Genomic DNA, 25738 nt, shown 5'->3' with positions numbered 1-25738 from the left:
GCCCTCCATGCCTCCCACGGGAAGACGCTGTTCGGATCGCGCGGCCCGCCGCGCTATGGGTCCGCCGCGAACATGCGCCGTGATGGTTGACTCGGGGCATGTTCGAACTCGCCGGCAACCTGCATCAAGGGACCATCGACTCGGTTCTGCTGAAGGACAACCCTCTCGGCGATCCGCATGTCCGGCCGCTCTGGGTCTACACGCCACCCGGGTACGCCGAGACCACCGACCGCTTTCCCGCCATCTACGTGATCCAGGGCTATTCCGGCCAGGTCGAGATGTGGGGGAATCGCCAGGCGTTCCGGCGGCCGTTCATCGAGACAGCCGACCGGGTGTTCGCCGAGAACCGGGCGCCGGGCTGCATCCTCGTCTTCGTCGACGCGTGGACGGCCTACGGCGGCTCGCAGTTCGTGGACTCGCCCGGCACCGGGAAGTACCACTCGTACCTCTGTGACGAGATCGTCCCCTACGTCGATGCTCAATTCCGGACGATCGCGCACCGCGACTCGCGGGCCATCTCCGGCAAGTCCTCCGGCGGCTTCGGCGCGATGATCACCCCGATGCTGCGGCCGGACCTCTTCGGCGCCCTGGCCACCCACGCCGGCGACGCGCTCTACGAATACTGCTACCTCAACGAGTTCGCCAAGTCCGCCCGCGCCCTGCGCGAATATGACCACGACATCCTCAAATGGTGGGACGACTTCAACTCCCGGGTCTCGATGACCAAGGAGCACGACATGTCCCTCACGCTGCTGCTCGGCTGCACGGCAGCGTTCTCCGCCGACGAGGACGGCACCCCGCGCCTGCCCTTCGACCCACGATCCGGTCAGCTCATTCCCGAGCTCTGGGAGCGCTGGCTGGCCTGGGATCCGATCCGCATGATCGACCGCTACGCCGACGAGCTGCGATCCCTGCGCGCCGTCTGGATCGACGCCGGAACCCGCGACGAGTGGTTCCTCGACCTGGGCGCCGAAGCGTTCAAGGACGGCCTGACCCGAATCGGTCTACCCGCCGACCGCGTCAACTTCGAGCTCTTCCCGGCCGCCCACGGCGGCATCGACTACCGCTACCCCCTGGCCGTCGAGTGGCTCGCCAACCGCCTGAGCCGAGATCAACATTCAGCTTGATCGATGCGAGCGGCTAGCCTGGTCCGAGGGGACGAGGCGAGGTGGTCGTGCACATCATCTTCACGCCGCAACAACCAGGCCTTCCAGGCCTGCCGATGGTCGAGGTAGCGGTCATCCCACGCAGCCGGGACGCCACGCTCGCCGACCTATTCCGTACGTTGGGAGCACCCGACCCGGGCCTCGCCGCAATAGACGGCCGCCCCGTGGAGACCGCCACACGAATAGCCGACTCCGGTCTCCACGAGGGCGCCGTCCTGACAGCCGCGGTCCGGGGTAGCCCAATCCCGGGAAGCTCAGTCCCGGGAAGCTCAGTCCCGGGAAGCTCAGTCCCGGGAAGCCCAGTCCCGGGAAGCCCAGTTCCGGGAAGCTCAGTCCCGGGCACGTCTTTCCTAGGTACCGCAGTCCCAGGTACCGCAGTCCCGGGAAGCCCAGTCCAGGGCACGTCTTTCCCAGGTACCGCTTTCCCCGGCGCCGCTTTCCCCGGCGCCGCTTTCCCGGGCACGGCTTTCCCCGGCGCCGCTTTCCCGGGCACGGCTTCCCCCGGCACGGCTTTCCCGGGGGCGGTTGAGGTGGTGACGGTCGCCGGGTTGCGGTCCGGGCAGGTGTTCTCGCTGCCGGTCGGGCGGTGGCTGGTCGGGCGCGGGCCGGCGGCGGCGGTACGGCTGGAGGACGAGACGGTCTCGCGCGAGCACTGTGTGCTGGACGTCGGTGACGAGGGCGTCACGGTGTCCGACCTCGGGGCCGCCAACGGCGTACAGATCAATGGTGTGACCGGAAGGGATCCCACCCGCATCGTGCCCGGGGACGTGCTCGGGGTCGGTGCGGTGGCGCTCGGGGTGCGCGTCCCCGGCGACGCCGATCGTCCGGCCGGGCTTGATCTGCGACGGCATCTCGGGCGTGGCGGCACCGTGTCGTTCAACAGGCCTCCACGGTCCGCGCCACCCGCCGGACCTAAAGAGGTCACCGCTCCGGCAGAGCCGAAGGAGCCGGCGAAAGCGCACTTCAGCATCGCGTCGACGCTCGGGCCACTGGTGATCGCGGTGCTCATGGTGGCGATCACCAGGGATCTGCGGTTCGGGCTGTTCGCGCTGCTCTCACCGTTGATCGGGATCGGCACCTACGTCGAGTCGCGGCGGCGCAACCGCAGGGAGGCCGCCGAGGGGGAGCGAAAGTTCGAGGAGGGGCTGACCGAACTCGATCAGCGCATGGCTGAGGCCGGCGCTGCCGAACGTGATCGGTTGCGGCACATCCTCGCTGACCCGGCCGAGACACTGCGCCGCGCGGCCCTGCCCAGCGTCCGGCTCTGGGAGCGACGCCCGCACCACGACGACTACCTGCTGCTCAGCGCGGGGATCGCGGACCGGCCGTGGCAGCCGCCGGTACTCGCCGAATCCGGCAAATTGCCCGATCCGGTCGCCGAGCGTGTCGCCGCCGCGCGCCTCCCGGCCGCGCCCGTCGAGATCGCGCTCGGCGGAGGCGGGATCGTCGGGATCGCCGGTGACCGGAAAGTATCGCTCGCCGTCGCCCGGAGCCTGCTCTGCCAGGCCGCCGTCCACCACGGGCCTGCCGACCTGACCGTCGGCGTGTTCGTCGACGACGGCCGCGAACCCGACTGGGAATGGTCGAAGTGGCTGCCGCACACCCGGCTCGGCGACGACAGCGGGCGGTGGCTGTCGCACCGCCGCGACCGCAGCGACGGCATGCTCCGGCAACTCGCCGCCGGCGGCGCGTCCGGAACGGCCCTGGTAGTGCTCGACTCCGACGTGCTGACCGAAGGTGTTCATTCCCCGGCCCGCGACCTGCTGAACGCGGCACGCGTCGCCACAGCCGGAGCGCCCGGAATGCCCGGAGCATTCGGAACGCCCGGAGCGTTCGGCGCGCCAGGAGCGTCGGGTGCGTTCGGCGCGCGGGGAGGGGCGCGGGGAGGGGCGCCGGGAGCTTTCGGGCAGGCGCCGCCGGTCGCGGTCGCCGGGATCGTGCTCGCCGCCACCCCGGATCGGCTGCCGGCCGCCTGCGACACGGTCATCGAGATCGTCGGGACGGACGGCGACGCCACGGTACGCCGGCCCGCCGAGGGCACGGCCGTGGAGAACGTGCTGCTCGCGGGCCTTGCCGTCGCCGAGGCGAGGACCTGCGCCCGGCATCTGGCCCGCTTCGACGACCCGGAATCGCGGCGAGCGGGCGCGGGGCTGCCGGACGGCGTACGTCTCCTGCCCATGCTCGGTCTCGCCCGCATCGACGCCGCGGCCATCCGGGAACGCTGGCGCCGCGCCGACCCGATCGCGCTCACCGCCCCGCTCGGCATGACCGGCAACGGCGTCTTCACCCTCGACCTGATCCGGGACGGGCCGCACGGGCTGATCGGCGGCACCACCGGCTCCGGCAAGAGCGAGCTGCTGCGCAGCCTGGTCGCCGCGCTCGCGGCCGGCGCCGACCCGCAGCACCTCACGTTCGTGCTGATGGACTACAAGGGCGGCGCCGCGTTCGACGAGTGCGCCCGGCTGCCGCACACCGTCGGTCTCGTCACCGACCTCGACGAACAGCTCGGCGAGCGGGCACTGCGCGCCCTGGAGGCGGAGTTGCGGCGACGCGAGCGGCGGCTGCGGGAGGTACGGGCCGACAACCTGATCGAGTACGTCCGGAGCGGCGCGGCGGAGACCGAGCCGATGCCCCGGCTGGTCGTGGTGATCGACGAGTTCGCCACGATGGCCAAGGAGCTGCCGGACTTCCTGACCGCCCTCGTCGGCATCGCCCAGCGCGGACGCACCCTCGGCGTGCACCTCATCCTCGCCACCCAGCGGCCGTCCGGCGCGGTCAACGACAACATCCGCACCAACACCAACCTCCGGGTTGCGCTTCGCGTGCAGGATGCGGCCGATTCGATTGATGTGATCGGGGTACGGGAGGCAGCCGAGCTGAGCCGGCTCCTGCCCGGCCGCGCCTATGTGCGCCTGGGACCGGGCGAGGTCGTCGGCATCCAGACGGCGCTGGTGACCACGGTGTCCGGGGGAGGGGACGACGCTCCGGTCGCGGTGGAGCCGTTCGTTTTCGGTTCCCCGGCGGGCGGGGCTTCCACCCGTACCCCGGAGGTTGTGGAAAGCTCGCGCCGCACGGACCTCGCGCGTCTCGTCGACGCTGTCGCCGAAGCCGCCGCCGGTATGCCGGCGCCGCACCGACCGTGGCCGGAACCGATCAGTGGTGACATCGATCTGGCGACGCTGCCGCCGTCGGAGTCCGTCGCTGTGGTGGCGCTCGCCGACGACCCGGACAATCAGCGGCAGCTGCCGATCGGCTGGGAGCCCTCCGACGGGAACCTGCTGCTCTTCGGCATCACCGGGAGCGGAACGACCACGACGCTGATCTCCCTGGCGCTCAGTCTCGCGGTGGCGCGGGCACCGGATCAGCTCGAGATCTACGCGATCGACTACGGCACCGGGGACCTCGGTGTGCTCGAATCGCTGCCGCACACCGGTTCCGTGATCATCGCCGATGACCGGGAACGACAAGTGCGGCTGATCCGTCACCTGCGCGCGGAGCTGGACCGCCGTCGATCCGAGCCGTCCCGGCCGCTGCTGGTCCTGATCGACAACCTGTCCGCGATGCGCGCCGCGTTCGACGACGTCGAGGGTCTGGCGATCATGGACATCTTGACCCGGCTCTATGCGGACGGCACTGCGGCCGGGATCTGGTTCGCGGTGACGGCTGACCGATTCAGCACCGTGCCGGCGGCGTGGACGGCGGTGACCACGCAGCGGTGGCTGTTCCGGCTGCCGGATCCGTACGACTATGTGCAGGCCGGGCTGACCCGCAAGGACGTGCCCGCTCGGGTGGCGGGTCGATTCGTGTCGCTGCCGGCCGGGTTGCAGGCGCAGGTGGGGCGGCCGGCGCCGTCGGCCGCGTTCCTGGTCGCGGCGGTTGCCGCGAAGTATCCGAATTTTTCGGTATACGCGAACCGGATCGGCGTGCTGCCGTCGGTCGTGGCCGTTTCTGATCTGCCGGAACCATCGCTGTCGGATGAACCGTGGCGGCTGCCGCTCGGTGTGCAGGAGTCGGATCTCGGAGTGGCGTCGCTCGTGCTCTACGAAGGTGATCATGCGCTGATCGCGGGGCCGGCCCGCTGTGGCAAGAGCACGGCGCTGCTGACGCTCGCGGCGGTGGTGCGGGGACGGGCGTTCGTCGCGGGCGTGGGCGGGCGGCGATCACCGTTGCGGACCTGCGACGATCTGGACCGGTTCGCACCGGCCGGTGGGGCGGCGGCTGCGTTGCTGGCCGACCTGCGGACGACCGACGGACCGGTGATTCTGCTGATCGACGACGCCGAAGCCCTCGACGACGCGGACGGTGCGATCGCCGGCCTGCTCGGAATGGGCCGCCCGGACCTGCACGTGATCGCGGCGGGCCGGTCGGATGCGCTGCGGACGCTCTACGGGCATTGGACCCAGACGGTACGACGATCCAAGACGGGTCTGCTGCTGCGCCCCAACGTCGACCTGGACGGCGACCTGCTCGGGGTGACCCTGCCGCGTCGTTCACCGGTGCGGCTGGGACCGGGTCGCGGTTACCTGATCCACAACGGCGAGTGGGACATCGCGCAGGTCGGTGTCAGTGAAGTGCCAGGCTCAGAGCGGTGAACGCTCCGCCGCACACGGTCAGCAGCACGATGAACGCGGCGACGACGGCGACAGCGGGCCGGTGATCCTTCCCGGCCGGGCCGCTGGCCACCGAGAACAGCACATCGGGCGAGACGGCTTCCCTGCGCCGCGCGGAGGCCGGTTCTCTGATCGCGGGTTCTCTGATCGCCGGAGCCGGCCGCCCCACATCCAGTGGGATCGTCAACCGCGGCGGCCGCCCTCGCGGGAGCGCAACGAGATGCCGGCGCTGACTCTCCGGCGCCCGCGGTCGTTCCCGAGGTAACGCCACGAGATGACGGCGCCCATCAGCCGGCTCGGGCAAGCCCGCAAGCTGCCCGAACTCTGATAGCGAGACCGACACCCCATAATCCTGACACGCAGCGTGGTCGTGTCGGAGCGGTCAGTATGCCAGTTCCCCATGACCTCCCGGCCCGCTCTCGTGCTCCGTCCGGCCCACCGCAAAGTCCTATCCTCCTAGGATGCTCTAGGCGGTGTGCGGCACGAGACGGTGGCAGCGCGATGAGGCTTTCAGAACGGCAGAAGATGCGGATCAAGACCGCAGAGCGCCGCCCAGGCAATGCAGAACCAGGCGCAGGGCCTCGTGGCGCGAGACCCGCTGCTCGGCCATGTAGCTCCAGCCGGCGTAGAGCTGCGCCCACAGCACGCTCTGCACCCAATCGGCGGGCAATGACGGATCGATGGTGCCGTCGGCGTGCCCGCGTGCCACCAGCGCCGTGAACTCCGGGTCGCAGCCGCCTCCCGCGGGGACCGAATCGAGCGACACCTGTTCGTTGAAGAGCAGCGAGAGCACGTCGCCGAGGTCGAAATACTCCTGGCCGAGCCGGCGGACCGCGTCGCCGGCGGTGTCGTCGCTGATGCGGGCCCGGACACGGGCGGCTTCCAGGCGGGACAGTGCCTCGGAGCGCAGGGCGACGATCAGCTCGGCGCGATCGGCGTAGTAGCGGTGCAGCGTCGTCCGGCCGACCCCGGCAGCCGTCGCCACGTCGCCGAGGGGGGCGGCGGGGTTGCGCGCGAAGACGGTGATCGCCGCGTCGAGGATGGCCTGCCGCGTGCGAGCACGGGGCCCCGGATGAATCATTGAGCCTTCTCGCCGTGACGAGGGCCTCGCTTGCCGGCGCCGGACAACGGTCCGCCGCTTTCAGGCCCGATGTCGGGTTGAGGATCGCTCACTGGCACAGGCTAACACTTGCCCAATCTGGAACAGTGATGTTCCACTATGGGCATGCCGAGACTCAGGACGCTGCTCGAATATCTGCGACCGCACCGCCGTACCCTGCTGCTCGGCCTGATCCTCGGCCTGATCGGGAACGCCGCAGGCCTGGCCACGCCGATGGTCACCAAGTGGGTGCTCGACTCCTTCGGCAGTGGGGTCGAACTGCGGAAACCGATCGCCGTGCTGCTGGCGCTCCTGGTGGCCGGCGCCGTGATCACCCTCTGGCAGTGGCTCGTCATGGGTCGTCTCGCGCAGCGCATCGTGCTTGACGCCCGCACCTCGGTGATCAAGCGGTACTTCCAGGCTCGCGTCTACGACCTGCAGAAACGATCGACCGGCGAGCTCGTCACCCGGGTCACGTCGGACACCGCCCTGCTGCACGAGGCGTCCGGCAGCATCGTCGGCCTGATCAACGCGGGCGTCGGGCTGATCGGCACGATCGTGCTGATGGGCGTGCTCGACCTGACGCTGCTCGGCTGCACGCTCATCGCCGTGGTGCTGGTCGCCGTGATCATGGCGATGCTGCTGCCGAAGATCGGGACGGCGCAGACGGCGGCGCAGGAGTCGGTCGGCCGGCTCGGGGCGAACCTCGAAGGCGCGCTCCGGGCGATACGCACCGTTAAGGCCAGCCGCGCCGAGCAGCGCCAGAGTGAGCGGATCATCGGCAACGCACAGGACGCGGCGACCCACGGCTACCAGGCCGCGAAGATCAGCGCCTCGGTGTGGACGATCTCCTGGTCCGGCGTCAACCTCGCCGTGATCATGATTCTGGCGGTCGGCTCGTGGCGCGCCAGCGAGGGCCTGTTGCAGGTGTCCGCACTGGTGGCGTTCCTGCTCTACGTGTTCCAGCTGATGGGCCCGATCACCGAGTTGACGCAGAATCTCACGGCTCTGCAGGCCGGCATCGCGGCCGCCGGGCGCATCAATCAGCTCAGCGACATCGAGGGCGAGCTTTCCGCCTCGCCGGCGGCCTCTTTCCCGGTACGCGGGGACAGCCCCGTTCTGGAACTACGATCCGTGACAGCGCGTTACGGCCCCGACGCCCCGCAGGCTGTTCGCGGCATCGACCTGGTGGTGCCCCGGCGCGGTCATCTCGCGATCGTCGGCCCGTCCGGCGCCGGCAAGACGACACTGTTCTCCCTGCTGCTGCGCTTCCTGGAACCGGAGCACGGCGAGATCCTGCTCGACGGCCGGCCGTACAGCGGCTATTCGCATGATCAGGTGAGGGCGCGGCTCGCCTACGTGGAACAGGAGACGCCGGTGGTCCCCGGCACGATCGCGGAGAACCTGCGCTACACCCACCCGGACGCCACCGACGACGAGCTCCGCGCCGTCCTCCGTTCCGTCCGCCTCGACGACAAGCTCGCCGAACTCCCGGACGGCCTGGCCACCTCGCTCGCCTCCACGGACCTCTCCGGCGGCCAGCGTCAGCGGATCGCCCTGGCCCGTGCTCTACTGCGCACCCCGGACGTGCTGCTCCTCGACGAGGCGACGGCGCAGGTCGACGGCCTGACCGAGGCGGCGGTGCAGGAGTGCGTACGCGAACGCGCCGCCGAGGGAGCGGTCGTCACGATCGCCCACCGCCTGTCCACGGTCCTCGACGCCGACACGATCGTGGTGATGGAGAACGGCCTGATCCGAGCCCAGGGCACCCACACCGACCTCTACGAATCCGACGATCTCTACCGCCGCCTGGTCGAGGCCCTGCGCATAGCCGCCTCCCAGCCGACCACCGTCTGACCCGAGGCGTTTAAAAGGTGTGACCCCCGCCGCAGACGAAGTTCTTTGAATCTGAAATAGTTTCTGCGTCAAGGAAGTTGTGCAGGGCAGTCCGGGACGTCAGAAGCCCCGGCCGGAAGCACCAGGAGCGGTCATGCAGTTCGGAATCTTCAGCGTCAGCGACATCACGACCGACCCCACCACCGGCCGGACCCCGACCGAGGCGGAGCGGATCAAGGACATCGTCACGATCGCCAAGCACGCGGAGGAGGTGGGCCTGGACGTGTTCGCGCTCGGTGAGCACCATAACGAGCCGTTCTTCTCCAGCTCGCCGACGACGACGCTCGCCTACATCGCGGCGCAGACCACGACCCTGCAGCTGAGCACCGCCACCACGCTGATCACCACGAACGACCCGGTGAAGATCGCCGAGGACTTCGCGATGCTGCAGCACCTCGCGGACGGGCGCGTCGACCTCACGCTGGGTCGCGGTAACACCGGGCCGGTCTACCCGTGGTTCGGCAAGGACATCCGCGCCGGGATCCCCCTCGCCATCGAGAACTACGCGCTGCTGCACCAGCTGTGGCGCGAGCACGTCGTCAACTGGCAGGGCAAGTTCCGCACCCCGCTGCAGAGCTTCACCTCGACGCCGCGCCCGCTCGACGAGGTTCCGCCGTTCGTCTGGCACGGCTCGATCCGGAGCCCGGAGATCGCCGAGCAGGCCGCCTACTACGGTGACGGCTTCTTCGCGAACCACATCTTCTGGCCCGCGTCGCACACCCAGCAGATGGTGCAGCTGTACCGGCAGCGCTTCGAGCACTACGGCCACGGCTCCGCCGACCAGGCCATCGTCGGCCTCGGCGGCCAGGTGTTCATGAACAAGAACAGTCAGGACGCCGTGAAGCAGTTCCGCCCCTACTTCGACAACGCGCCCGTCTACGGCCACGGGCCGTCGCTGGAGGACTTCACCGCCCAGACGCCGCTGACCGTCGGCAGCCCGCAGCAGGTCATCGACAAGACGCTGGGCTTCCGCGAGTACGTCGGCGACTACCAGCGGCAGCTGTTCCTGATGGACCACGCCGGCCTTCCGGTCAAGACGGTCCTCGAGCAGCTCGACCTGCTGGGGTCCGAGGTCGTCCCGGTGCTCCGCAAGGAGTTCGCCGCCCTGAAGCCGGCGCACGTGCCGGACGCGCCGACCCACGCCTCCCTGCTGGCCGCCAAGCTTGAGAAGAAGGACGAGGTCTCGGCATGAAGCAGCGCAAGCTCGTTGTGATCAGTTCCGGACTCAGCCAGCCGTCGTCGACCCGCCTGCTCGCGGACCAGCTGTCCGCGGCGGCGGTCGGCGCCGCCGCCCGGCTCGGCGTGACCCTGGACGCTCAGGTCATCGAGCTCCGCGACCTGGCCCACGAGATCACCGACAACATGCTGACCGGTTTCGCTCCCGCGTCGCTGAAGCAGGCGCAGGAGGCGGTCACCGCCGCCGACGCGCTGATCGTGGTCACGCCGGTGTTCAGCGCCTCCTACAGCGGCCTGTTCAAGAGCTTCGTCGACGTCCTCGACAAGGACGCACTGGTCGACAAGCCGGTGCTGCTCGCCGCGACGGCCGGGACCGCACGTCACTCCCTGGTCATCGAGCACGCGCTGCGGCCGCTCTTCGCCTACCTGCGCGCCGCGATCCTGCCGACCGGCGTCTTCGCGGCGAGCGACGACTGGGGCGCCAACTCGGTCGAGGGTCCGCTGCGGGGCCGCATCGAGCGGGCCGCTGGCGAACTGGCCCGCGAGGTCGAGCGCCGGGAGCCGGCGGTGGTCACCGACCCGTTCGAGCTGACCAGCAACTTCGAGGACCTGTTGAAGAACCTCTGATTCCTCGCTCGGGTGGCCCGGACTGTCGTCCGGGCCACCCTCCTGTCACCACAGATTCCAGTCCCACAGCCAGGTGCCCACGGCCGCCACGGCGATCGCGATGTTCTCCAGGCGGGGCCGCAGTGTCCGGCGCCCGTCGTCCGGCAGGGCCGGCACCTCGGCGAAGGCCGACCGCAGCCACCGGACCGCATGCCCGTCGGTCCGGCGTTCGATGGCCGAGGACAGCGCGGTGACGTCGACGAGCCGATCGCCGGGGAGCCGCAGGAACGAGTCGTCCGGGACCGGCGGGACGAGCAGACTGCGGGCGATCCGCCGCCGGACGAAGATGTTGTTCACGAGCACCTCGGACGGTGTGACCGTCACGCTCGCGGTCAGCCCGCCCACGTAGAGGAGTGGCCCCACCGGCCCGATGATCGTGAGTGCCAGGGCGGGCCGTCCCGCCGTTGCGAGGCAGAAGATCAGTCCGGCCGCCCAGATCGCGATGACGACCATGAGCTGGCCGTCGTGCCGGCGGTAGGTGCGTCGTTCGGGGGACACGGCCGGTGAGCATAGCCGGACACGTTCGTGCTTCCATGATGGCGTGCGTCGATTTCTGGTGATCCCGTTGCTTCTGTTGGTCACGGCCTGTGGCGCGGATCCGGCGCCTGCTCCATCGCCGTCGCCGTCGCCGGCGCCGTCCTCCAGCCCCGATCCCGAGGTCACACTGCCGGCGGACTACATCGGTGCCAGCGAGGCGTCCGAACCGCCGGCGGCTTCCACGATGCGCGGCGCGGGCTGGGAGCTGGCATCCTTGCCGGCGCAGGCCGGCCCGCTGCTGAAGACGTTCCATCCCGTCGTCGATGCGCGGAGCGGGGAGCAGACGATCGGCAACTATCTGATCGGGTACGCCATGATGCGTGCGCCGGAAGGTCAGGAAGTGGTCGTCGCGGCGCTCGGCTCGGCGGAGGATCTGCCGTCGTCGCCGGTGACGGTGCGGGCCGGCGACCGCAGCACGCGGATCGCGAAACTGACCCTGCCGGTCCTGGTCCTCACCGTGCCGGCCGGCGCGCCGGTCAGCGTGACGGTCGAGGACGGCCGGCCGCAGACGCTGAACCTGCGTACCGGCGTGCGCGTGGAACGGGCCGACACCGCGCTGTTCTACGACACCCCCCGCATGGAGAAGACCGACGGGCCGCAGTTCGCGGTCAGCGGGACCAAAGGGGTGTTCCTGAGCATCAGCGCGGAACTGGTGCCCGGCCTCGCCGACGTCGGCTATGCCCGGAAGGGGTCGGCCTGGCTGGCGGTGACCGTCGAGGCCGCCGGCAACGACTGCGACCTGCGGCTACGGGGGTCGTCGTTCCGGTTCGGGTCGTCTGTGGCCACCGGGGACTACCGCCTCGACATGTCGCCGGCGGTCGGCATGGTCTTCACCGGGGCGATCCGGGTCGCCATCCCGGTGCCGGAGAAGACTCGTGGCGGCACCCTGGTGATCGCGCCGGTGGGCAGCCGGGCCGGCGGGGACTGCGGGACCGGGCCGCTGTCGGTGCGGCCCGGCCGGGAGAGCGTTCCTCTCAAGCTGCTGACGCGGTGAAGAACCACAGTGCCGAGGTCAGCCACAAGCCCGCTATCGCTGTCAGGACCAGGCCTCCGAGCAGGGGGAGCAGCCAGCCGGGGCTCTCCCCGGGCCTGCTGAGCACCAGCATCTTCGTCACGAACGCGCCGTAGAAGAAGCAGCCCAGCGTCGAATGCGCCAGTGTCCGCAGGCTCGCTGAACCGAAGCCGAGCGCGTAGAGGCAGTGCACGGCGATCGGCAGCGACAGCAGCACCGCGATCCGGCCGCTCCACCGGTGCAGGGCCGGCGTCCACGGCACGTCCTTGGACATCGCGGTGGCCGAGACGAGCTGGACCACGGCGAACAGCAGCACCGCCGTGGCCAGCCAGGCCTTGCCGTCCCGCAGGCCGACGAGGACCGGCGTGCCGGACGGCTCGTGCAACCGGCCGTAGACACCGAGCCCCACCGTGACACCGACACCCGCCACCACCGGCAGCCACACGCGGGGGCTCAGAACCCCTCCCCGCTGTCGACGTCGATCGACTCCGTGTCCAGGGTGGAACCGTCGACGCTGACCTGCCCGTTCGCGACGTCCATCGCGGGCGCCGGCCCCGGCACGCCGTCCCGGGTCACCACGCCCACCTGCCGGCCGTCGTCGAGCACGATCCACGAGCCGCTGATCTGGGCCCCGCGTACCCGGGCCGCAGTGCGGTAGAGGCCGGACGGCTTCGTCACCTTCTTCAGCGTGAACGCGTGCGTATCGCCGTCGACGGTGACGTCACCCTCCGCTTCATCGGCGTCGAACGTACCGGTGATCCTGCTTCCGCCCTTGCCCTTGAGCGCGAGCCTGCCGGCCTTGGCGGTGCCCTGCAGCCAGGCCTCGACCCGGTCGCCGTCACAGATGTACGCGATCGCCGTCCCGTCCCGGATCGAGATCGCCAGCGTCCCGGCGTCGTCCTCGACACGACCGGCGAGCGTGACCCGCAGCCGTTCCGCTACCGGTGTCGTGCTGATGGCGGCGGTCGGCTCGGTCGTCGGCGCCTCGGTCTGCGGCTCGGTCTGCGGCGTCACTTTCGGCGGCACGCTGATCTGCTGGATCGCCTGGCCGTTCTGCTCCCCGGCCGACGCCGCGTTGATGCCGGCGAGGGTGGCCGCGACGAGAGCGACGACGCCGAGGGTGATGAGCGGTCCACGTCGCCACCGTGAGGTCTTCGCCGGTGGCGTCGGGGGTGGCGCTGGCGCCGGTGGAGTGACGCCGGGCCGGAGCCGGGTGTCGTGGAGAGCCGGCGGGGGCGGCGCCGCGCTCCAGGATCCGGCTCCGGTGGCGGCCGAGGGCGGTGCGGCGTTCCAAGATCCGGGTTCGGCGGCGGCCGGGGGCGGTGCGGCGTTCCCAGATCCGGGTTCGGCAGCCGCTGGCGGCGGCGCGGCGCCGGCGTTGCGCAGGTAGGCGGCCACCCGGCGCGCCGGCGGCCTCTGCCTCGGGTCGGCGGCCAGGCAATCGCGGGCCACCGGGGACAGCGACGGCGGCAGCACGCCCGGATCCATCCCCGGGATGCCCGTCGAGAGCTCGGCCATCAGCACCCCGAGCGACCACACGTCAGCGGCAGCCGTGGCTACACCGCCCCCGAAGACCTCCGGGGCGGTGTAGCCCGGTGTGCCGCCCGGCGCGCCCCGCTCGGCGTCGTGCAGCAGCACCGCCACCCCGAAGTCGGTGATCCGCGCCTGCGGGGGCCCGGCACCCGGAACGACCAGGATGTTCTCCGGTTTCAGATCGAGGTGCACGACCCCTTGGGCGTGGGCCGCTGCGAGGGCGGCGGCGACCTGCCCGGCGATCGCCGCCACCTCGGGTGCGGGCAGGCGGCCGCCGCGGAACTCCAGGTAGCGGCGCAGGTTCGGCCCGTCCACGAAGTCCATGATCAAAGCCAAGGTGTCGCCCTCGACGACGAGGTCGCGCAGTCCCACGATGTTCGGATGGTCGAGGTCGCGCAGCGCGGCCTGCTCCCGGAGGAACAGCTCGCGGACGCGGCGGTCCGACGCGAACTCCGGGCGCAGCAGTTTCGCGGCGAGCGGCGGGCCTCCGGACCGGCTGGTGACCCGGCGGACCACTGCCACGGCGCCCCGGCCGATCTCCTCGTGCAGGAGGTATTCCCGGCCGAGCGCTTCTTGATCGGCCATTCCCCGTGCCCCCTAAAAGATCACTGAAAAGGATCAAGGACTAATTCAGGACTCCCCATTGTCCTCACTCCGCACCTATCCTTGCAATCACGTGCCAATTGCAGGGGATGGCGATGGTCGATCTGCGGGGGATTTCCGAAGACGTGCCGTTCGACTGGGACGCGGCCACCCATCTGGCTGCCCAGCTGCGCTCCAGCGCCGACGAGTGCGAGGGGGTGGTTCCCCGGCGGACCGCGGCCGCGACGGTCGCCACCGAGGAGTGGCGCGGGGCGTACGCGCGTCAGTTCGCCACCCGGATGGGCCTCTGCGTGACCGATGCACAGCGTCTCGCGACCGCGATGCGGCAGGCGGCGAACCAGGTCGACGAGCTCGCCCGGCTCGCCCGCGAGGAGCAGAACCGGCGGGAGAAGGCCCGCGAATGGCAGCGCCGGCAGGAGGAGGAGGGCGTTCTCGACAAGATCGGCGACTTCCTGTTCGGCGAGGACGACCTGCCGCCGGTGCCGGATCCGATCACGCCACCGGTCTACACCGCCCCGCCGCCGGCCGTCGCTGTCCGGGAATGACATGGCGACCAGTTCGGCTCGGCCGGAGGATCTGGACGCGTTCGTCCGCGGCAGCCGGGCGGCCGACGACGAGTTGCGGGGGCGGCTTGCCCGGCTGCGCGCGGCCTATGGGGCCTTCCAGGACGGCAACCGCTGGGGTGTTCTGGACGCGGCGTCGTTGATCAGTGCGTTCGGTCGGTATCTGGATCTCAATGAGGTCGATGCGCGGTGGGTGGCGCGGATCGCGGAGGCTTTCCGGGCGGCGGGCGGGGATGGTGGTCTCGGGTTTCTGCCGGATGCGGCGATTGCGGCGTCGTTGCGGGCGGTGGGTTTGAGTGGTGGTCGCGTTTCGGTGACTTTTGATGATCCGATTTCGTACGGGTTCCCGCCGACTAGTGGCTTCGCTGATGATCCGGTTAATACTGCTAGTGGGAATTTCGTCATGGTGGTGTCCGATTCCCATCATTGGCGCAGGGTTTACAACAGCCGGTCGGCGGTGGTGGGTGCTTTCGGGCGGGGTTGGTCGTCGTGGGCTGATTGCCGGTTGGTGTCGTCGGATGTGGGTGCTGTCTATTGCGGTCCGGATGGTCAGCAGGCGCTGTTCGCTCGTCAGGGTGCTGGTTATGGCCGGGTTGTCGGGATCGCTGCCGAGGTGGTGCCGGCTGGTGATGGTCTGGAGTTGCGGTGGTTCGACGGCCGGGTGTGGGTGTTCGACGGCACGGGGCGGCTGCTGCAGGCGGACCGGCTCGCGTTCCGTTATGTGCAGGGGCGGCTGGTCGGTGTCACCGGGCGTGGCGGCCGGACGGTCGCGCTGGAGTGGTCGGGGGACCGGGTCACCGCTGTCGGGGACGTCTCCTTCGGCTATGTGGACGGCGTTCTCGTCTCTGCGGGTGACAACCGTTATGAGGTCGACGAGCACGGCCGGGTTGTCGCCGTCGTCGACGCGGACGGTGTGGTCGAGGCTCGGAACAGCTACGACGCTGATGGGCGCGTGGTGGAGCAGGAGTCACGGTTCGGGCGGCGGACCCGCTATGCCTATCTGCCCGGCCGGGTCACGGTGGTCGGTGACGCCGGCAGCGAGGTGACGAACACCTACGTCCATGACCAGCGAGGACGACTGCTGTCGGTGACCGACGGTCACGGGGCGCGGCTGAGCCGTACCTATGACGAGTGGGGGAATCCGGTCACGGTGACCGATCGCCGAGGCGCGGTCACCACTCTCCGATGGGACTCACGCGGCCGCCTGCTGCGACGTGCCGAGTCCGGTGGCGGGATCTTCGAGTATCGCTACGACGAGGCGGGACGCGTCGTGGAGGTGTCGGCCGACGGCGCCGTTGTCCGATATCGATACTCGGGCGAGGAGCGGACCCCGGTCGAGGTCGTCGATGGTGAGGGCGGTGTCGCGCGGTTCGCCGTACAGGATGGCCTTGTTCGTGAAGTGACCGATCCTGACGGTGTCACCCTGTCCTTCGGGTTCGACGACGCCGGAGACCTGATCGCGGTCACTGATGCGCTCGGCAACACCGCACGGCTGCGACGCGACGACGAGGGAAGGCTGGTCGCGGCGGTCACGCCGCTGGGGCGGGAGACCCGTTTCCGGTACGACGGCAGCGGCCGCCTCGTCGAACGGCAGGATCCGGCCGGTGGGGTGACGACGTACGAATACTCGCCCGGCGGCCGCATCGTGGCCGTCACCGACCCGTCCGGCGCCCGCCGCGAGACCGCCTACGGCCCGCACGGGAACGCCGAGACGACCACCGATCCGCTCGGCCACGTCACCGGCCTGCGCTGGGACGACCTCGGCAATCTCGCTCGGATGACCGCTGCCGACGGCGCGAAGTGGGATCTGACCTACGACGCGCTCAGCCGGCTCACGGCGACGACCGATCCGTCCGGCGCGACGTGGCTGCGCGAGTACGACGCCGAGGGCGACCTGGTCGCCGCGATCGACCCGGCCGGCACCCGGCACAGCGCGACGGTCGACGTGACCGGCCGGATCACCGCCCTCGGCGACGGCCTGACCGGCAGCACCTTCGCCTACGACCGGCTCGGCCGCACCGTCGCCCACCTGCGGCCGGACGGCACGGCGGCCCGCGCCGGCTATGACCGCTGCGGCCGGCGCACCTTCATCGAGGGCCCCGAGGGCGGACCGACCCGGATCGAGTACACCCCTGCCGGCCGCATCCGCCGGCTCGTCTCGCCGGCAGGCCGTGTGACCGCTTTCGAACATGACTCGGCCGGCCGGGTCAGCGCTCGGGTCGACGGCGCCGGCCGCCGCACCTCCTACCGCTATGACGCCGACGGCGCGATGATCGCCGCCGGGCTGGTCCGTTTGCGTTACGACGCGGCGGGCAGACTCACCGAACGTGACGGCATCCGGTATGCCTATGACGCGGCCGGTCGTGTCGTGGCGATCACCGATCAGGAGGGCGGCACCCGCCGTTTCCACCGCGACCAGGCCGGCCGCGTCGTCGCCGCCCTGGACCCGCTCGGGAACCGCACCACCTACGAGTACCACCCGCGCGGCTGGCTGACCCGGGTGACCGGCCCGCTCGGCGGCTCCACGTCGTACCGTCACGACGAAGCCGGCCGGGTCGTCGAGGTGACCGATCCGCTGGGCCGCCCGACGCGGTTCACCTATGACCCCGCAGGCCGCCTGACCAGCCGGAGCGATGCCACGGGCCGTGTCGTGAGCTGGTCGTACGACGCCTCGGGCCGGGTAGCCACGATCACCGCCGCCGACGGCGCCCGGATCACCTTCCGTCGCGACCCTCTCGGCCGTCCGGTGGCGGTCCGCGAGGCCGACCTGGAGCTGACCCTCACCTGGGACCGGGCAGGCCGCCTGCGGGAACGCCGCCGGACCATCACCAGCAGCCGCGGTCACGACCACGCCACCCCGGACGACCAGCGCGGTGACGACCCGTCTGGGCGCCGTGGCGGACTGGCGACGGTCCGGCGGTACGGGCCGGACGGCGAGCGGATCTCCCTCACTCTGCCGGACGGCTCCGCGATCACCTACCGCTACGACGACGGTGGGCTGCTGTCCGATATGACAGCACCGCTGACCGGTCATCTCACTGTCACAAGAGACGCCCTGGGACGAATCACCGCAGTCGAAGGAGCCGACGCGCGCCGCGCCACCTGGCAGCGCACGGCCGACGGACGGCTCGGCGGCTACGCCTTCGGCGACCGGGCGGCGAGGCTCACCCGGGACGCGGCCGGGCGGATCATCGGGGACGGCGAGCACTCCTACGGGTACGACGCGGCCGGGCAGCTCGTCGCCGCCGACGGGCGGACCCTCGACTACGACGCCGAAGGCCGCCTGGTCCGCGACGGCGGACAGCGGTTCACCTATGACGCTGCGGGCCAGCTGACCGATTCCGGCTATGAGTACGACGAGTCCGGGCGTCGGCTACGGGACCCGTCCAGGTCGTACGAATGGGATGGTTTCGGAAGGCTGAAATCCATCACCGCCGGCGGCCGCACGATCAGCGTGCGCATCGATCCGCTGGGCGAACTGGCCGAGGTGGACGGCAGCCCGATCGTGTGGGACGGACGGCCCTGCCTGATCGGGACCACTCCGGTCGCCGCGCACGGAGTGCCCTGGCAGGCCGGATCCGAGCAGCTCACACCGGACTGGCAGGGAACCGTCGGTGAGGACCGCGACGAGTGGGGCGCGCCGGCCCTGACCGATCCTGGACTCGGATTCCACGGCGAGCTGGAGTTCGCCGGCCTGACCTGGCTGCGCAACCGTGTCTACGACCCGTCGTCGCGAGCGTTCCTCAGCCCCGACCCGATGCCTCCCGTCCCGGGGACCCCGGTAGCCGGAAACCCGTACCACTACGCCGGCAACGACCCCGTCGGCCACGCGGACCCCCTCGGACTGCGACCGATCTCGGACAGCGAACTGGGCGCCTACCGCGACGAGATGGGCAGCGGCGCCTTCGAGGGCGCGGCCGACTGGGTGGGGGAGAACTGGGAGTACCTGGCGGCCGGCGCGATGGTCGTCGGCGGCGTGGCCCTGATGTTCACCGGCGTCGGCGGGCCGGCCGGCATAGCCCTGATGGCGGCGTCCGGCGGCTTGATCGCGGGCGGCGCGAGCGCGGGCGTCCAGAAATTCACCACCGGCGAGGTCGACTGGGGCCAGGTGGGCAAGGACGCCCTGGTGGGAGCCCTGACCGGAGCAGCCGGCGCGGGCACCGTCGCGGCGCTGGGCAGCACCGCAAAACTGGCCGCGACCAACCCGTTCGTCCGCGAGCTGGCCCTCAACAGCGCCGAGTCCCTGGTCAGCGGCAGCGTCGAACGTGGCCTGACCGGGGGCCCTGTCTTCAGCCCGAAAGCCCTGGCCGCCGACCTGCTCACCGGTGGCGCGGTGCCCGCGCCCGGTAACAAGCTCGGCGCCGACGTGCCCTCCCGGATGCCCGAGCCGCCGCCGCGCCCGCCCGAGGTCGGCGTGGACGCGAATCCGCTGATCCGTGCGCTCGACGCCGACGAGATGCAGCGCCTCGACACCGCGCTGGCCGGCCGGGCCCCGGTAGTCTCACCGCAGGCCGCTTCCGAATATCTGGCTCGCGGATCCCAGGAACGCTTCGATGAGTTCCTCGACCAGCGCGGCGGCCGGATCGGCGCGGACGCACCCGAGTCCGAGGCGGAGGCGCTGCGGGAACGCGCCCTGGAGATGAAGGATCAGTTCGGTAACAGCAGGCGGCTGAAGGAGAAGGACTCGCGCGTGGCGGCGTCAGTGATGAGGGACGACATCCCGCTGATAACGGCGGACAAGAAGTTCATCGGTTTCCTGCGCGACTTCCCGTACCCGGTGGAGCCGTTCTGATGGCGTTCAACGTGCTGACCATCGACGAGACGTGCCCGGCGTGCGCTCACCAGATCCGCAGGCGGGTGCAGTTCAAGTACGGCGAGCTGTGGGCTCACGAGTACGAACTCGGGGACACCCTGCGCTGGGGCGTCAACGAGGAGGGCTCGCCGGCGCGGCTGGTGCGGGTGGAGGGCGTCCCGGAGGCGTGCTCGCTGTGCGGCGACGACCCGGAGTGGGTCTACGACATCGTCATCCGTGACAACGTGATCGAGTCGGCGGCCCGCAGCACCACCGTCAACCCGTTCGCCGAGACCGAGAACGACTACATCGTCGTGGAGCCGTGAGCGCTTCAGCACGCGGGAGGCTGCCAGGGCCGCGGCTGAGGGGCGGCACGCGGACCCTGAGGGCCTTCGTGGTCAGTAGCCGCCGCCGGCGGTCATGATGTTCTGGGAGATCTTCTGGAGTTGGTCGCGGAGCTGATCCAGCTCCTGCTTGGCCTTGTCGAGCGCTGATTTGGTCTCCGGCCAGGTCTGGTCGCGGAATTGCTGCGCCAGCGGGCCGTCCCACACGTCCGGGTTGGACAGCATCTTTCCCTGCGCGTCGAGCTGCGCGATCTGGTCGGTCAGGCCGCCGTTGATGATCGCTTGGATTTGCTGGATGGACGTCTTGGCCTGGTCCGTCGAGAGTACCCGTGCCGCCATCGTGACCATTCCCCCGCATTCGTTGATCGAATTTGACGGAGCTATTCCGGACTGACATTGTCCGTGCAGCAGGCCTATCATCGCAATCACTTGCCGGATTCGGGGGATGGCGATGATCGATATGTCGGGCGAGTAGCGGATGGCTACCAGCTCGGCCCGCCCGGAGGATCTGGACGCGTTCGTCAGCGGCAGCCGGGCGGCCGACGATGAGCTGCGCGGGCAGGCGGCGCGGTTGCGGGCCGCGTATGCCGAGTTCCGGGACGGCAACCGCTGGGGTGTTCTCGACGCGGCGTCGTTGATCAGCGCGTTCGGTCGGTATCTGGATCTCAATGAGGTCGATGCGCGGTGGGTGGCGCGGATCGCGGAGGCTTTCCGGGCGGCGGGCGGGGATGGTGGTCTCGGGTTTCTGCCGGATGCGGCGATTGCGGCGTCGTTGCGGGCGGCGGGTTTGAGTGGTGGTCGCGTTTCGGTGACTTTTGATGATCCGATTTCGTACGGGTTCCCGCCGACTAGTGGCTTCGCTGATGATCCGGTTAATACTGCTAGTGGGAATTTCGTCATGGTGGTGTCCGATTCCCATCATTGGCGCAGGGTTTACAACAGCCGGTCGGCGGTGGTGGGTGTTTTCGGTCGGGGTTGGTCGTCGTGGGCTGATTGCCGGTTGGTGTCGTCGGATGTGGGTGCTGTTTATTGCGGGCCGGATGGTCAGCAGGCGTTGTTTGCTCGTCAGGGTGCTGGTTATGGCCGGGTTGTCGGGATCGCTGCCGAGGTGGTGGCGGCTGGTGATGGTCTGGAGTTGCGGTGGTTCGACGGCCGGGTGTGGGTGTTCGACGGCACGGGGCGGCTGCTGCAGGCGGACCGGCTCACGTTCCGTTATGGCGAGGGGCGGCTGGTCGGTGTCACCGGGCGTGGCGGCCGGACGGTCGCGCTGGAGTGGTCGGGGGACCGGGTCACCGCTGTCGGGGACGTCTCCTTCGGCTATGTGGACGGCGTGCTCGTCTGCGCGGGCGATGACCGTTATGAGGTCGACGAGCACGGCCGGGTTGTCGCCGTCGTCGACGCGGACGGCGTGGTCGAGGCTCGGAACAGCTACGACGCCGATGGGCGCGTGGTGGAGCAGGAGTCACGGTTCGGGCGGCGGACCCGCTATGCCTATCTGCCCGGCCGGGTCACGGTGGTCGGTGACGCCGGCAGCGAGGTGACGAACACCTACGTCCATGACCAGCGCGGGCGGCTGCTGTCTGTCATGGACGGTCATGGTGGGCGTCTCAGTCGTACCTATGACGAGTGGGGGAATCCGGTCACCGTGACCGATCGCAAGGGCGCGGTCACCACGATGCGATGGGATGACCGTGGGCGCCTGCTGCGGCGGGCCGAACCGGCGGGCGAGGTCTTCGCGTACCACTACGACGAGGCGGGACGGGTCCTTGAAGTGGCGGCCGGTGATGCGGTTGTCCGATATCGATACGCCGGCGAGGGACGGACCCCGGTGGCGGTCGTCGATGGTGAAGGCGGTGTCACGCGGTTCGCCGTACAGGATGATCTCGTTTATGAAGTGACCGATCCTGATGGTGTCAGGCTCACGTTCGGGTTCGATGACGCCGGGGATCTGATCTCCGCGACGGATGCGCTCGGCAACACCGCACGGCTGCTCCGCGACGACGAGGGAAGGCTAATCGCGGCGGTCACGCCGCTGGGGCGGGAGACCCGTTTCCGCTACGACGGCAGTGGCCGCCTCGTCGAACGGGAGGATCCCGGCGGCGGCGCCTGGCGCTATGAGTATTCGCCGGCCGGTCGCATCGTGTCCGTTACCGATCCGACAGGCGCTCGCCGTGAGACGACCTACGGCACCCACGGCGCGGTCGACGCGACCACCGATCCGCTCGGGCAGGTGACCGGTCGCCGCTACGACGACGACGGCAACCTGATCAGGCTCGTCGCGGCCGACGGCGCCAAGTGGGACTTCACCTACGACGCGCTGTCCCGGCTCACCGCGACGACCGATCCGGCCGGTGCGACGTGGCTGCGCGAGTACGACGCCGAGGGCAATCCGATCGGCGCCGTCGACCCGGCCGGCGTGCACCGCACCGTGACCGTCGACGGCAACGGGCGGATCACCGGGCTGGGGGACGGCCTCACCGGCAGTGGTTTCGAGTACGACCAGCTCGGCCGGACCGTCGCCCACCTGCGGCCGGACGGCACCGCGGCCCTGGCCGGTCATGACCGCTGCGGCCGCCGCACCACGATCACCGACCCGTCCGGCGGCGTGACCCGGATCGAGTACTCCCCGGGCGGGCGCATCCGCCGCGTCCTGTCGCCGGGCGGCCGGGAGACCGTTTTCGACTACGACCCCGCGGGCCGGCGCATCGCCGCGATCGATGGGGCGGGCCGGCGCACGGACTTCACGTATGACGCCGACGGCGCGCTGATCACCGCAGGCTCGACGGCATTCCGCTACGACGAGGCGGGCCGCCTGATCGCCCGCGGCCCGTCCGCCCGCCATGATTCCGCCCGCGGCACTGGGAGCGGCGATGTTCGCTACTCCTATGACCTGCTGGGACGGGTTGTCGCGATCACCGACCCGGGCGGTGGGACACGGCGGTTCGAGCGGGACGCCGCGGGGCGCGTCGTGGCGGCTGTGGATGCGCTCGGCGGGCGGACCACCTACCAGTACCACGCTCGGGGCTGGCTCACGTCGATCACCGACCCGCTCGGCGGGACCGCCACTCGCCGTCATGACGAGCGAGGGCGGGTCATGTCCGAGACTGATCCTCTCGGGCGGACCACCTCATTCGGCTGGGATCCGTCCGGTCGGCTGAGGAGTCGCACGGACGGTGCCGGGCGTACGGTCACCTGGCGTTACGACGCCTCCGGCCGGGTCGTCACGATGACCGCGGGTGACGGGTCGGTCGTCACGTTCCGGCGTGATCTGCTCGGGCGGCCGGTCGCCATCGACGACGGGCCGTACCGGCAGCGCCTCACCTGGGACCGGGCCGGCCGGCTGATCTCGCACGAGCGGGACGGGCTGGTGCTGCGACGCCGGTACGGGCCGGACGGCGAACGAACGGCGCTGATCCTGCCGGACGGGTCGGCGACCACCTACACCTATGACGGCGGCGGGCTGCTGTCCGAAATGGCCCATCCGCTGACCGGTCGTCTCGCGATCACCCGGGACGCCCTGGGCCGGATCGTCGCGATCGCCGGGGACGACGGCCGCCGGGCGACCTGGGAGTACGACACCTCCGGGCGGCTCACCGGGTACTCGTTCGGTTCGTCGGCGACGCGGCGGATTCCCTCCCGGTACGACGCTGCCGGTCAGCTCGTCGAGGCCGGCGGCCGGACCATGCGGTACGACGCCGCGGGCCGGCTCGTCCGGGACGGCGAGCAGACGTTCAGCCATGATGCCGCGGGTCAACTCGTGACGGCGACCGGCAACGACGCGTCGACCGGGTTCGGCTATGACGGGTCGGGACGCCGGCTGCACGACCGGCTCCGAACGTACGAATGGGATGGTTTCGGTCGTCTGAAAACCGTGATCGTGGATGGCCGCCGCATTCCGGTGCGCGTGGACGTCACCGGTGAGCTGGCGGAGATCGACGGCAAGGCGGTGCTGTGGGATCGGGCGCCCTGCTGGCTGGGCGGCGAACCGATCGTGGGACCCGGCGTGCCGTGGCAGATCGGTGACGCGCCGCTGACGCCGGACCGGCAGGGAACACCGTCATCCGCGAATCGCGACGTCTGGGGCGCGCCCGCGCTGACCGAGCCGGGGATCGGCTTCCGCGGCGAACTCGAATTCGCCGGCCTGACCTGGCTGCGCAACCGTGTCTACGACCCGTCGACGCGCGCGTTCCTCAGCACCGACCCGCTGCCGCCCGTGCCCGGAACCGCCTGGTCCGGCAACCCGTACCACTACGCCGGCAACGACCCGATCGGTCATGCCGACCCCCTCGGCCTGCGGCCCATCACCGACGCCGAGCTGGCCGCCTACCGAGACGGCCTGAGCAGCGGCTTCTTCGAGGACGCGGCGGACTGGGCCGGCGACAACCGGGAGTATCTGGCGGCCGGCGCGATGGTCGTCGGCGGCGTGGCCCTGATGTTCACCGGCGTCGGCGGCCCGGCCGGCATCGCCCTGATGGCGGCGTCCGGCGGCTTGATCGCGGGCGGCGCGAGCGCCGGCATCCAGAAGTTCACGACCGGCGAGGTCAACTGGGGGCAGGTGGGCCGGGACGCCCTGATCGGCGCCGCGGCGGGGGGCGTGGGGGCGGGCACGGTGGCGGCGCTCAGCAGCTCAGCCCGCCTGGCCGCGACGAATCCGTTCACCCGGGAACTCATCATCAACGGCGCCGAGAACGTCGTGACGGGTGGCCTGGACCGAGGCTTGACGGGCGGCGACATCTTCAACCCGAAGGCCCTGACCGCCGACCTCCTCAGCGGCGGCGTCCTCCGCAGCCCGGGCGCCCGGGACGCGGCTGAGGGGATGACGCACGTGTGGCGGTTCCATACGCTCTCCGAACCACAGAGCCTCAGGCCGAACCTGACCCTGGATCCTCTTGAAGATCAAAAGCGTTACATGGACAGCATCTACGCGAGCGAGGAGAACTATTTCTACCGCGCCGAGAGTCACGCCGGCGGAGGCACGCAGCACAGTCCGTTCGTCAGCATGACAACCGATCCCTACAAAGCGGCCGCGAGCCCGGAGCCGCAGCTGTCGACTATCGCCACCGGATTCCCCGGCCATTCGCTCGTCTCGCAGGCACCCGATCTGAGCCTCTTCCGCGTGCCGCAGGAGATGCTCACCTATCCCCAGAACGAGCTGTCGAGGATGGAAGGCGAGGTGCTGTTCGACGGTATGGGCGGCCGTGAGCTGAGCGAGTACATGGTGAACACGCAGCCCAATCCATTCCCGCTACCACCACCACCCTGGGCGGCGACATGATCGAACCTTCGGAGTACGACGACGTGATCGTGACTGTCGGTCACCCTTGGGGAAACCTGCACCCGACCCTGTCCGAATGGATAGCGACCGGCCCGGGGCGGTATCGGCCCTTCGTCGGCCTCATCGGCGCCTCACGGCAGTCGACGGGCGAGGACCTCGACTTGAGCGAGATTCCGCTGGAGTACCACAACAGCAGGAAGAGCCGAAGGTTGCAGCGGGAGGGCCTGCTGCCCATGCCCTGGGGTCCTCCACCGGACGACCTTCCCCTGCCGAAACTGCCGCCGGACACGCCGCCGCACATCCGCAGCATGTTCGAGGACGACTGATTCTCTCCGTATCCCAGACCCCTGCGGCCGACCCGGGCGGGCCTGATCGGGATCGGGCAAGGGCTGATCGGTGCGAGGACGCGTTCGGACGAAGGGGTGGTATGGGATCTTATGGGGTGTCACGATGGGCGGTGGCGGCA

Annotated in this window: 17 protein-coding genes and 3 pseudogenes; 13 read left to right on the top strand and 7 right to left on the bottom strand. The window is 70.2% G+C overall.

The window, feature by feature from the left end; genetic code table 11:
* Window positions 1-98: 98 nt before the first annotated feature.
* Together EP757_RS36145 and EP757_RS36140 are read left to right on the top strand one after the other, a co-directional pair.
* The gene (locus tag EP757_RS36145; protein WP_127552856.1) at window positions 99-1127 is read left to right on the top strand and encodes an esterase family protein; all 1029 of its coding nucleotides are present in this window, start codon (window positions 99-101) and stop codon (window positions 1125-1127) included.
* A gap of 569 nt (window positions 1128-1696) precedes the next feature.
* Window positions 1697-5758, top strand: a complete 4062-nt coding sequence (locus EP757_RS36140; RefSeq protein WP_127552855.1) for an FtsK/SpoIIIE domain-containing protein — start codon at window positions 1697-1699, stop codon at window positions 5756-5758.
* On the opposite strand, the gene EP757_RS36135 is transcribed toward EP757_RS36140, so the two are convergent.
* Both EP757_RS36135 and EP757_RS36130 read right to left on the bottom strand, forming a co-directional pair.
* Window positions 5730-5963, bottom strand: a complete 234-nt coding sequence (locus EP757_RS36135; protein ID WP_127552854.1) for a hypothetical protein — start codon at window positions 5961-5963, stop codon at window positions 5730-5732. The two genes, EP757_RS36140 and EP757_RS36135, sit on opposite strands and share 29 nt — an antisense overlap.
* A gap of 345 nt (window positions 5964-6308) precedes the next feature.
* Window positions 6309-6857, bottom strand: coding sequence for a TetR/AcrR family transcriptional regulator (locus EP757_RS36130; protein WP_127552853.1), 549 nt, complete (start codon window positions 6855-6857; stop codon window positions 6309-6311).
* Window positions 6858-7001: 144 nt separating this feature from the next.
* Between EP757_RS36130 and EP757_RS36125 the strand changes: the two genes are divergently transcribed.
* From EP757_RS36125 to EP757_RS36115, 3 genes are all read left to right on the top strand, one after another.
* On the top strand, window positions 7002-8732 hold the full coding sequence (locus EP757_RS36125) for an ABC transporter ATP-binding protein (RefSeq protein ID WP_127552852.1): 1731 nt from the start codon (window positions 7002-7004) through the stop codon (window positions 8730-8732).
* Window positions 8733-8865: 133 nt separating this feature from the next.
* Entirely contained in the window at window positions 8866-9963 is a 1098-nt protein-coding gene (locus tag EP757_RS36120; protein WP_127552851.1) for an LLM class flavin-dependent oxidoreductase, read from the top strand.
* Window positions 9960-10574: an FMN reductase gene (locus EP757_RS36115; RefSeq protein ID WP_127552850.1), complete on the top strand. Its 615-nt coding sequence runs from the start codon at window positions 9960-9962 to the stop codon at window positions 10572-10574. Before EP757_RS36120 ends, EP757_RS36115 begins: the two co-directional genes overlap by 4 nt.
* A gap of 45 nt (window positions 10575-10619) precedes the next feature.
* On the opposite strand, the gene EP757_RS36110 is transcribed toward EP757_RS36115, so the two are convergent.
* Complete coding sequence (locus EP757_RS36110) at window positions 10620-11111, bottom strand: hypothetical protein (RefSeq protein WP_127552849.1); 492 nt, start codon at window positions 11109-11111, stop codon at window positions 10620-10622.
* Between the two features lie 43 nt (window positions 11112-11154).
* Between EP757_RS36110 and EP757_RS36105 the strand changes: the two genes are divergently transcribed.
* Window positions 11155-12144 carry a hypothetical protein gene (locus EP757_RS36105; RefSeq protein WP_127552848.1) on the top strand — a complete coding sequence of 330 codons (990 nt, stop codon included), beginning with the start codon at window positions 11155-11157 and terminating at the stop codon, window positions 12142-12144.
* Here the strand turns inward: EP757_RS36105 and EP757_RS36100 are convergent.
* From EP757_RS36100 to EP757_RS44910, 3 genes and pseudogenes are all read right to left on the bottom strand, one after another.
* The gene (locus EP757_RS36100) at window positions 12125-12607 is read right to left on the bottom strand and encodes a DUF6529 family protein (RefSeq protein WP_232050186.1); all 483 of its coding nucleotides are present in this window, start codon (window positions 12605-12607) and stop codon (window positions 12125-12127) included. The two genes, EP757_RS36105 and EP757_RS36100, sit on opposite strands and share 20 nt — an antisense overlap.
* An 8-nt stretch (window positions 12608-12615) precedes the next feature.
* Window positions 12616-13287, bottom strand: coding sequence for a hypothetical protein (locus EP757_RS44915; protein WP_370457878.1), 672 nt, complete (start codon window positions 13285-13287; stop codon window positions 12616-12618).
* Window positions 13288-13665: 378 nt separating this feature from the next.
* Window positions 13666-14280 (bottom strand): annotated as a pseudogene (locus tag EP757_RS44910) (serine/threonine-protein kinase); the annotation flags it as partial.
* A gap of 113 nt (window positions 14281-14393) precedes the next feature.
* On the opposite strand from EP757_RS44910, the gene EP757_RS43075 reads away from it, so the two are divergent.
* From EP757_RS43075 to EP757_RS36085, 4 genes and pseudogenes are all read left to right on the top strand, one after another.
* The gene (locus EP757_RS43075; protein WP_160165993.1) at window positions 14394-14843 is read left to right on the top strand and encodes a hypothetical protein; all 450 of its coding nucleotides are present in this window, start codon (window positions 14394-14396) and stop codon (window positions 14841-14843) included.
* A gap of 1 nt (window position 14844) precedes the next feature.
* Window positions 14845-15414 (top strand): annotated as a pseudogene (locus tag EP757_RS44905) (DUF6531 domain-containing protein); the annotation flags it as partial.
* An 87-nt stretch (window positions 15415-15501) separates the two neighbouring features.
* Entirely contained in the window at window positions 15502-19653 is a 4152-nt protein-coding gene (locus EP757_RS36090) for an RHS repeat-associated core domain-containing protein (RefSeq protein ID WP_160165992.1), read from the top strand.
* Window positions 19653-19979: a hypothetical protein gene (locus EP757_RS36085; RefSeq protein WP_127552845.1), complete on the top strand. Its 327-nt coding sequence runs from the start codon at window positions 19653-19655 to the stop codon at window positions 19977-19979. The genes EP757_RS36090 and EP757_RS36085 overlap by 1 nt, the downstream gene beginning before the upstream one ends.
* 72 nt (window positions 19980-20051) lie before the next feature.
* Here the strand turns inward: EP757_RS36085 and EP757_RS44270 are convergent, their stop codons facing one another.
* Complete coding sequence (locus EP757_RS44270) at window positions 20052-20897, bottom strand: hypothetical protein (RefSeq protein ID WP_232050185.1); 846 nt, start codon at window positions 20895-20897, stop codon at window positions 20052-20054.
* On the opposite strand from EP757_RS44270, the pseudogene EP757_RS44900 reads away from it, so the two are divergent.
* The 3 genes and pseudogenes from EP757_RS44900 to EP757_RS36070 all read left to right on the top strand — a co-directional run.
* A pseudogene (locus tag EP757_RS44900) lies at window positions 20896-20997 on the top strand (DUF6531 domain-containing protein); the annotation flags it as partial. The gene EP757_RS44270 and the pseudogene EP757_RS44900 sit on opposite strands and share 2 nt — an antisense overlap.
* Before the next feature lie 135 nt (window positions 20998-21132).
* Entirely contained in the window at window positions 21133-25272 is a 4140-nt protein-coding gene (locus tag EP757_RS36075; protein ID WP_160165991.1) for an RHS repeat-associated core domain-containing protein, read from the top strand.
* Complete coding sequence (locus tag EP757_RS36070) at window positions 25269-25598, top strand: hypothetical protein (protein ID WP_127552842.1); 330 nt, start codon at window positions 25269-25271, stop codon at window positions 25596-25598. Before EP757_RS36075 ends, EP757_RS36070 begins: the two co-directional genes overlap by 4 nt.
* Window positions 25599-25738: the final 140 nt, after the last annotated feature.

The organism is Actinoplanes sp. OR16 (genome assembly GCF_004001265.1).
Taxonomy (GTDB): domain Bacteria; phylum Actinomycetota; class Actinomycetes; order Mycobacteriales; family Micromonosporaceae; genus Actinoplanes.
Note: the sequence above shows the minus strand (reverse complement) of the source record. Positions and strands in the feature narration are given on the sequence as shown.

Excerpts from the sequence above, each read along its gene's own strand:
- EP757_RS36145 (WP_127552856.1), top strand. The coding sequence starts at position 99 with ATGTTCGAACTCGCCGGCAACCTGCATCAAGGGACCATCGACTCGGTT.
- EP757_RS36130 (WP_127552853.1), bottom strand. The coding sequence starts at position 6,857 with ATGATTCATCCGGGGCCCCGTGCTCGCACGCGGCAGGCCATCCTCGAC.
- EP757_RS36125 (WP_127552852.1), top strand. The coding sequence starts at position 7,002 with ATGCCGAGACTCAGGACGCTGCTCGAATATCTGCGACCGCACCGCCGT.
- EP757_RS36120 (WP_127552851.1), top strand. The coding sequence starts at position 8,866 with ATGCAGTTCGGAATCTTCAGCGTCAGCGACATCACGACCGACCCCACC.
- EP757_RS36115 (WP_127552850.1), top strand. The coding sequence starts at position 9,960 with ATGAAGCAGCGCAAGCTCGTTGTGATCAGTTCCGGACTCAGCCAGCCG.
- EP757_RS43075 (WP_160165993.1), top strand. The coding sequence starts at position 14,394 with ATGGTCGATCTGCGGGGGATTTCCGAAGACGTGCCGTTCGACTGGGAC.
- EP757_RS36085 (WP_127552845.1), top strand. The coding sequence starts at position 19,653 with ATGGCGTTCAACGTGCTGACCATCGACGAGACGTGCCCGGCGTGCGCT.
- EP757_RS44270 (WP_232050185.1), bottom strand. The coding sequence starts at position 20,897 with ATGACGAAATTCCCACTAGCAGTATTAACCGGATCATCAGCGAAGCCA.
- EP757_RS36070 (WP_127552842.1), top strand. The coding sequence starts at position 25,269 with ATGATCGAACCTTCGGAGTACGACGACGTGATCGTGACTGTCGGTCAC.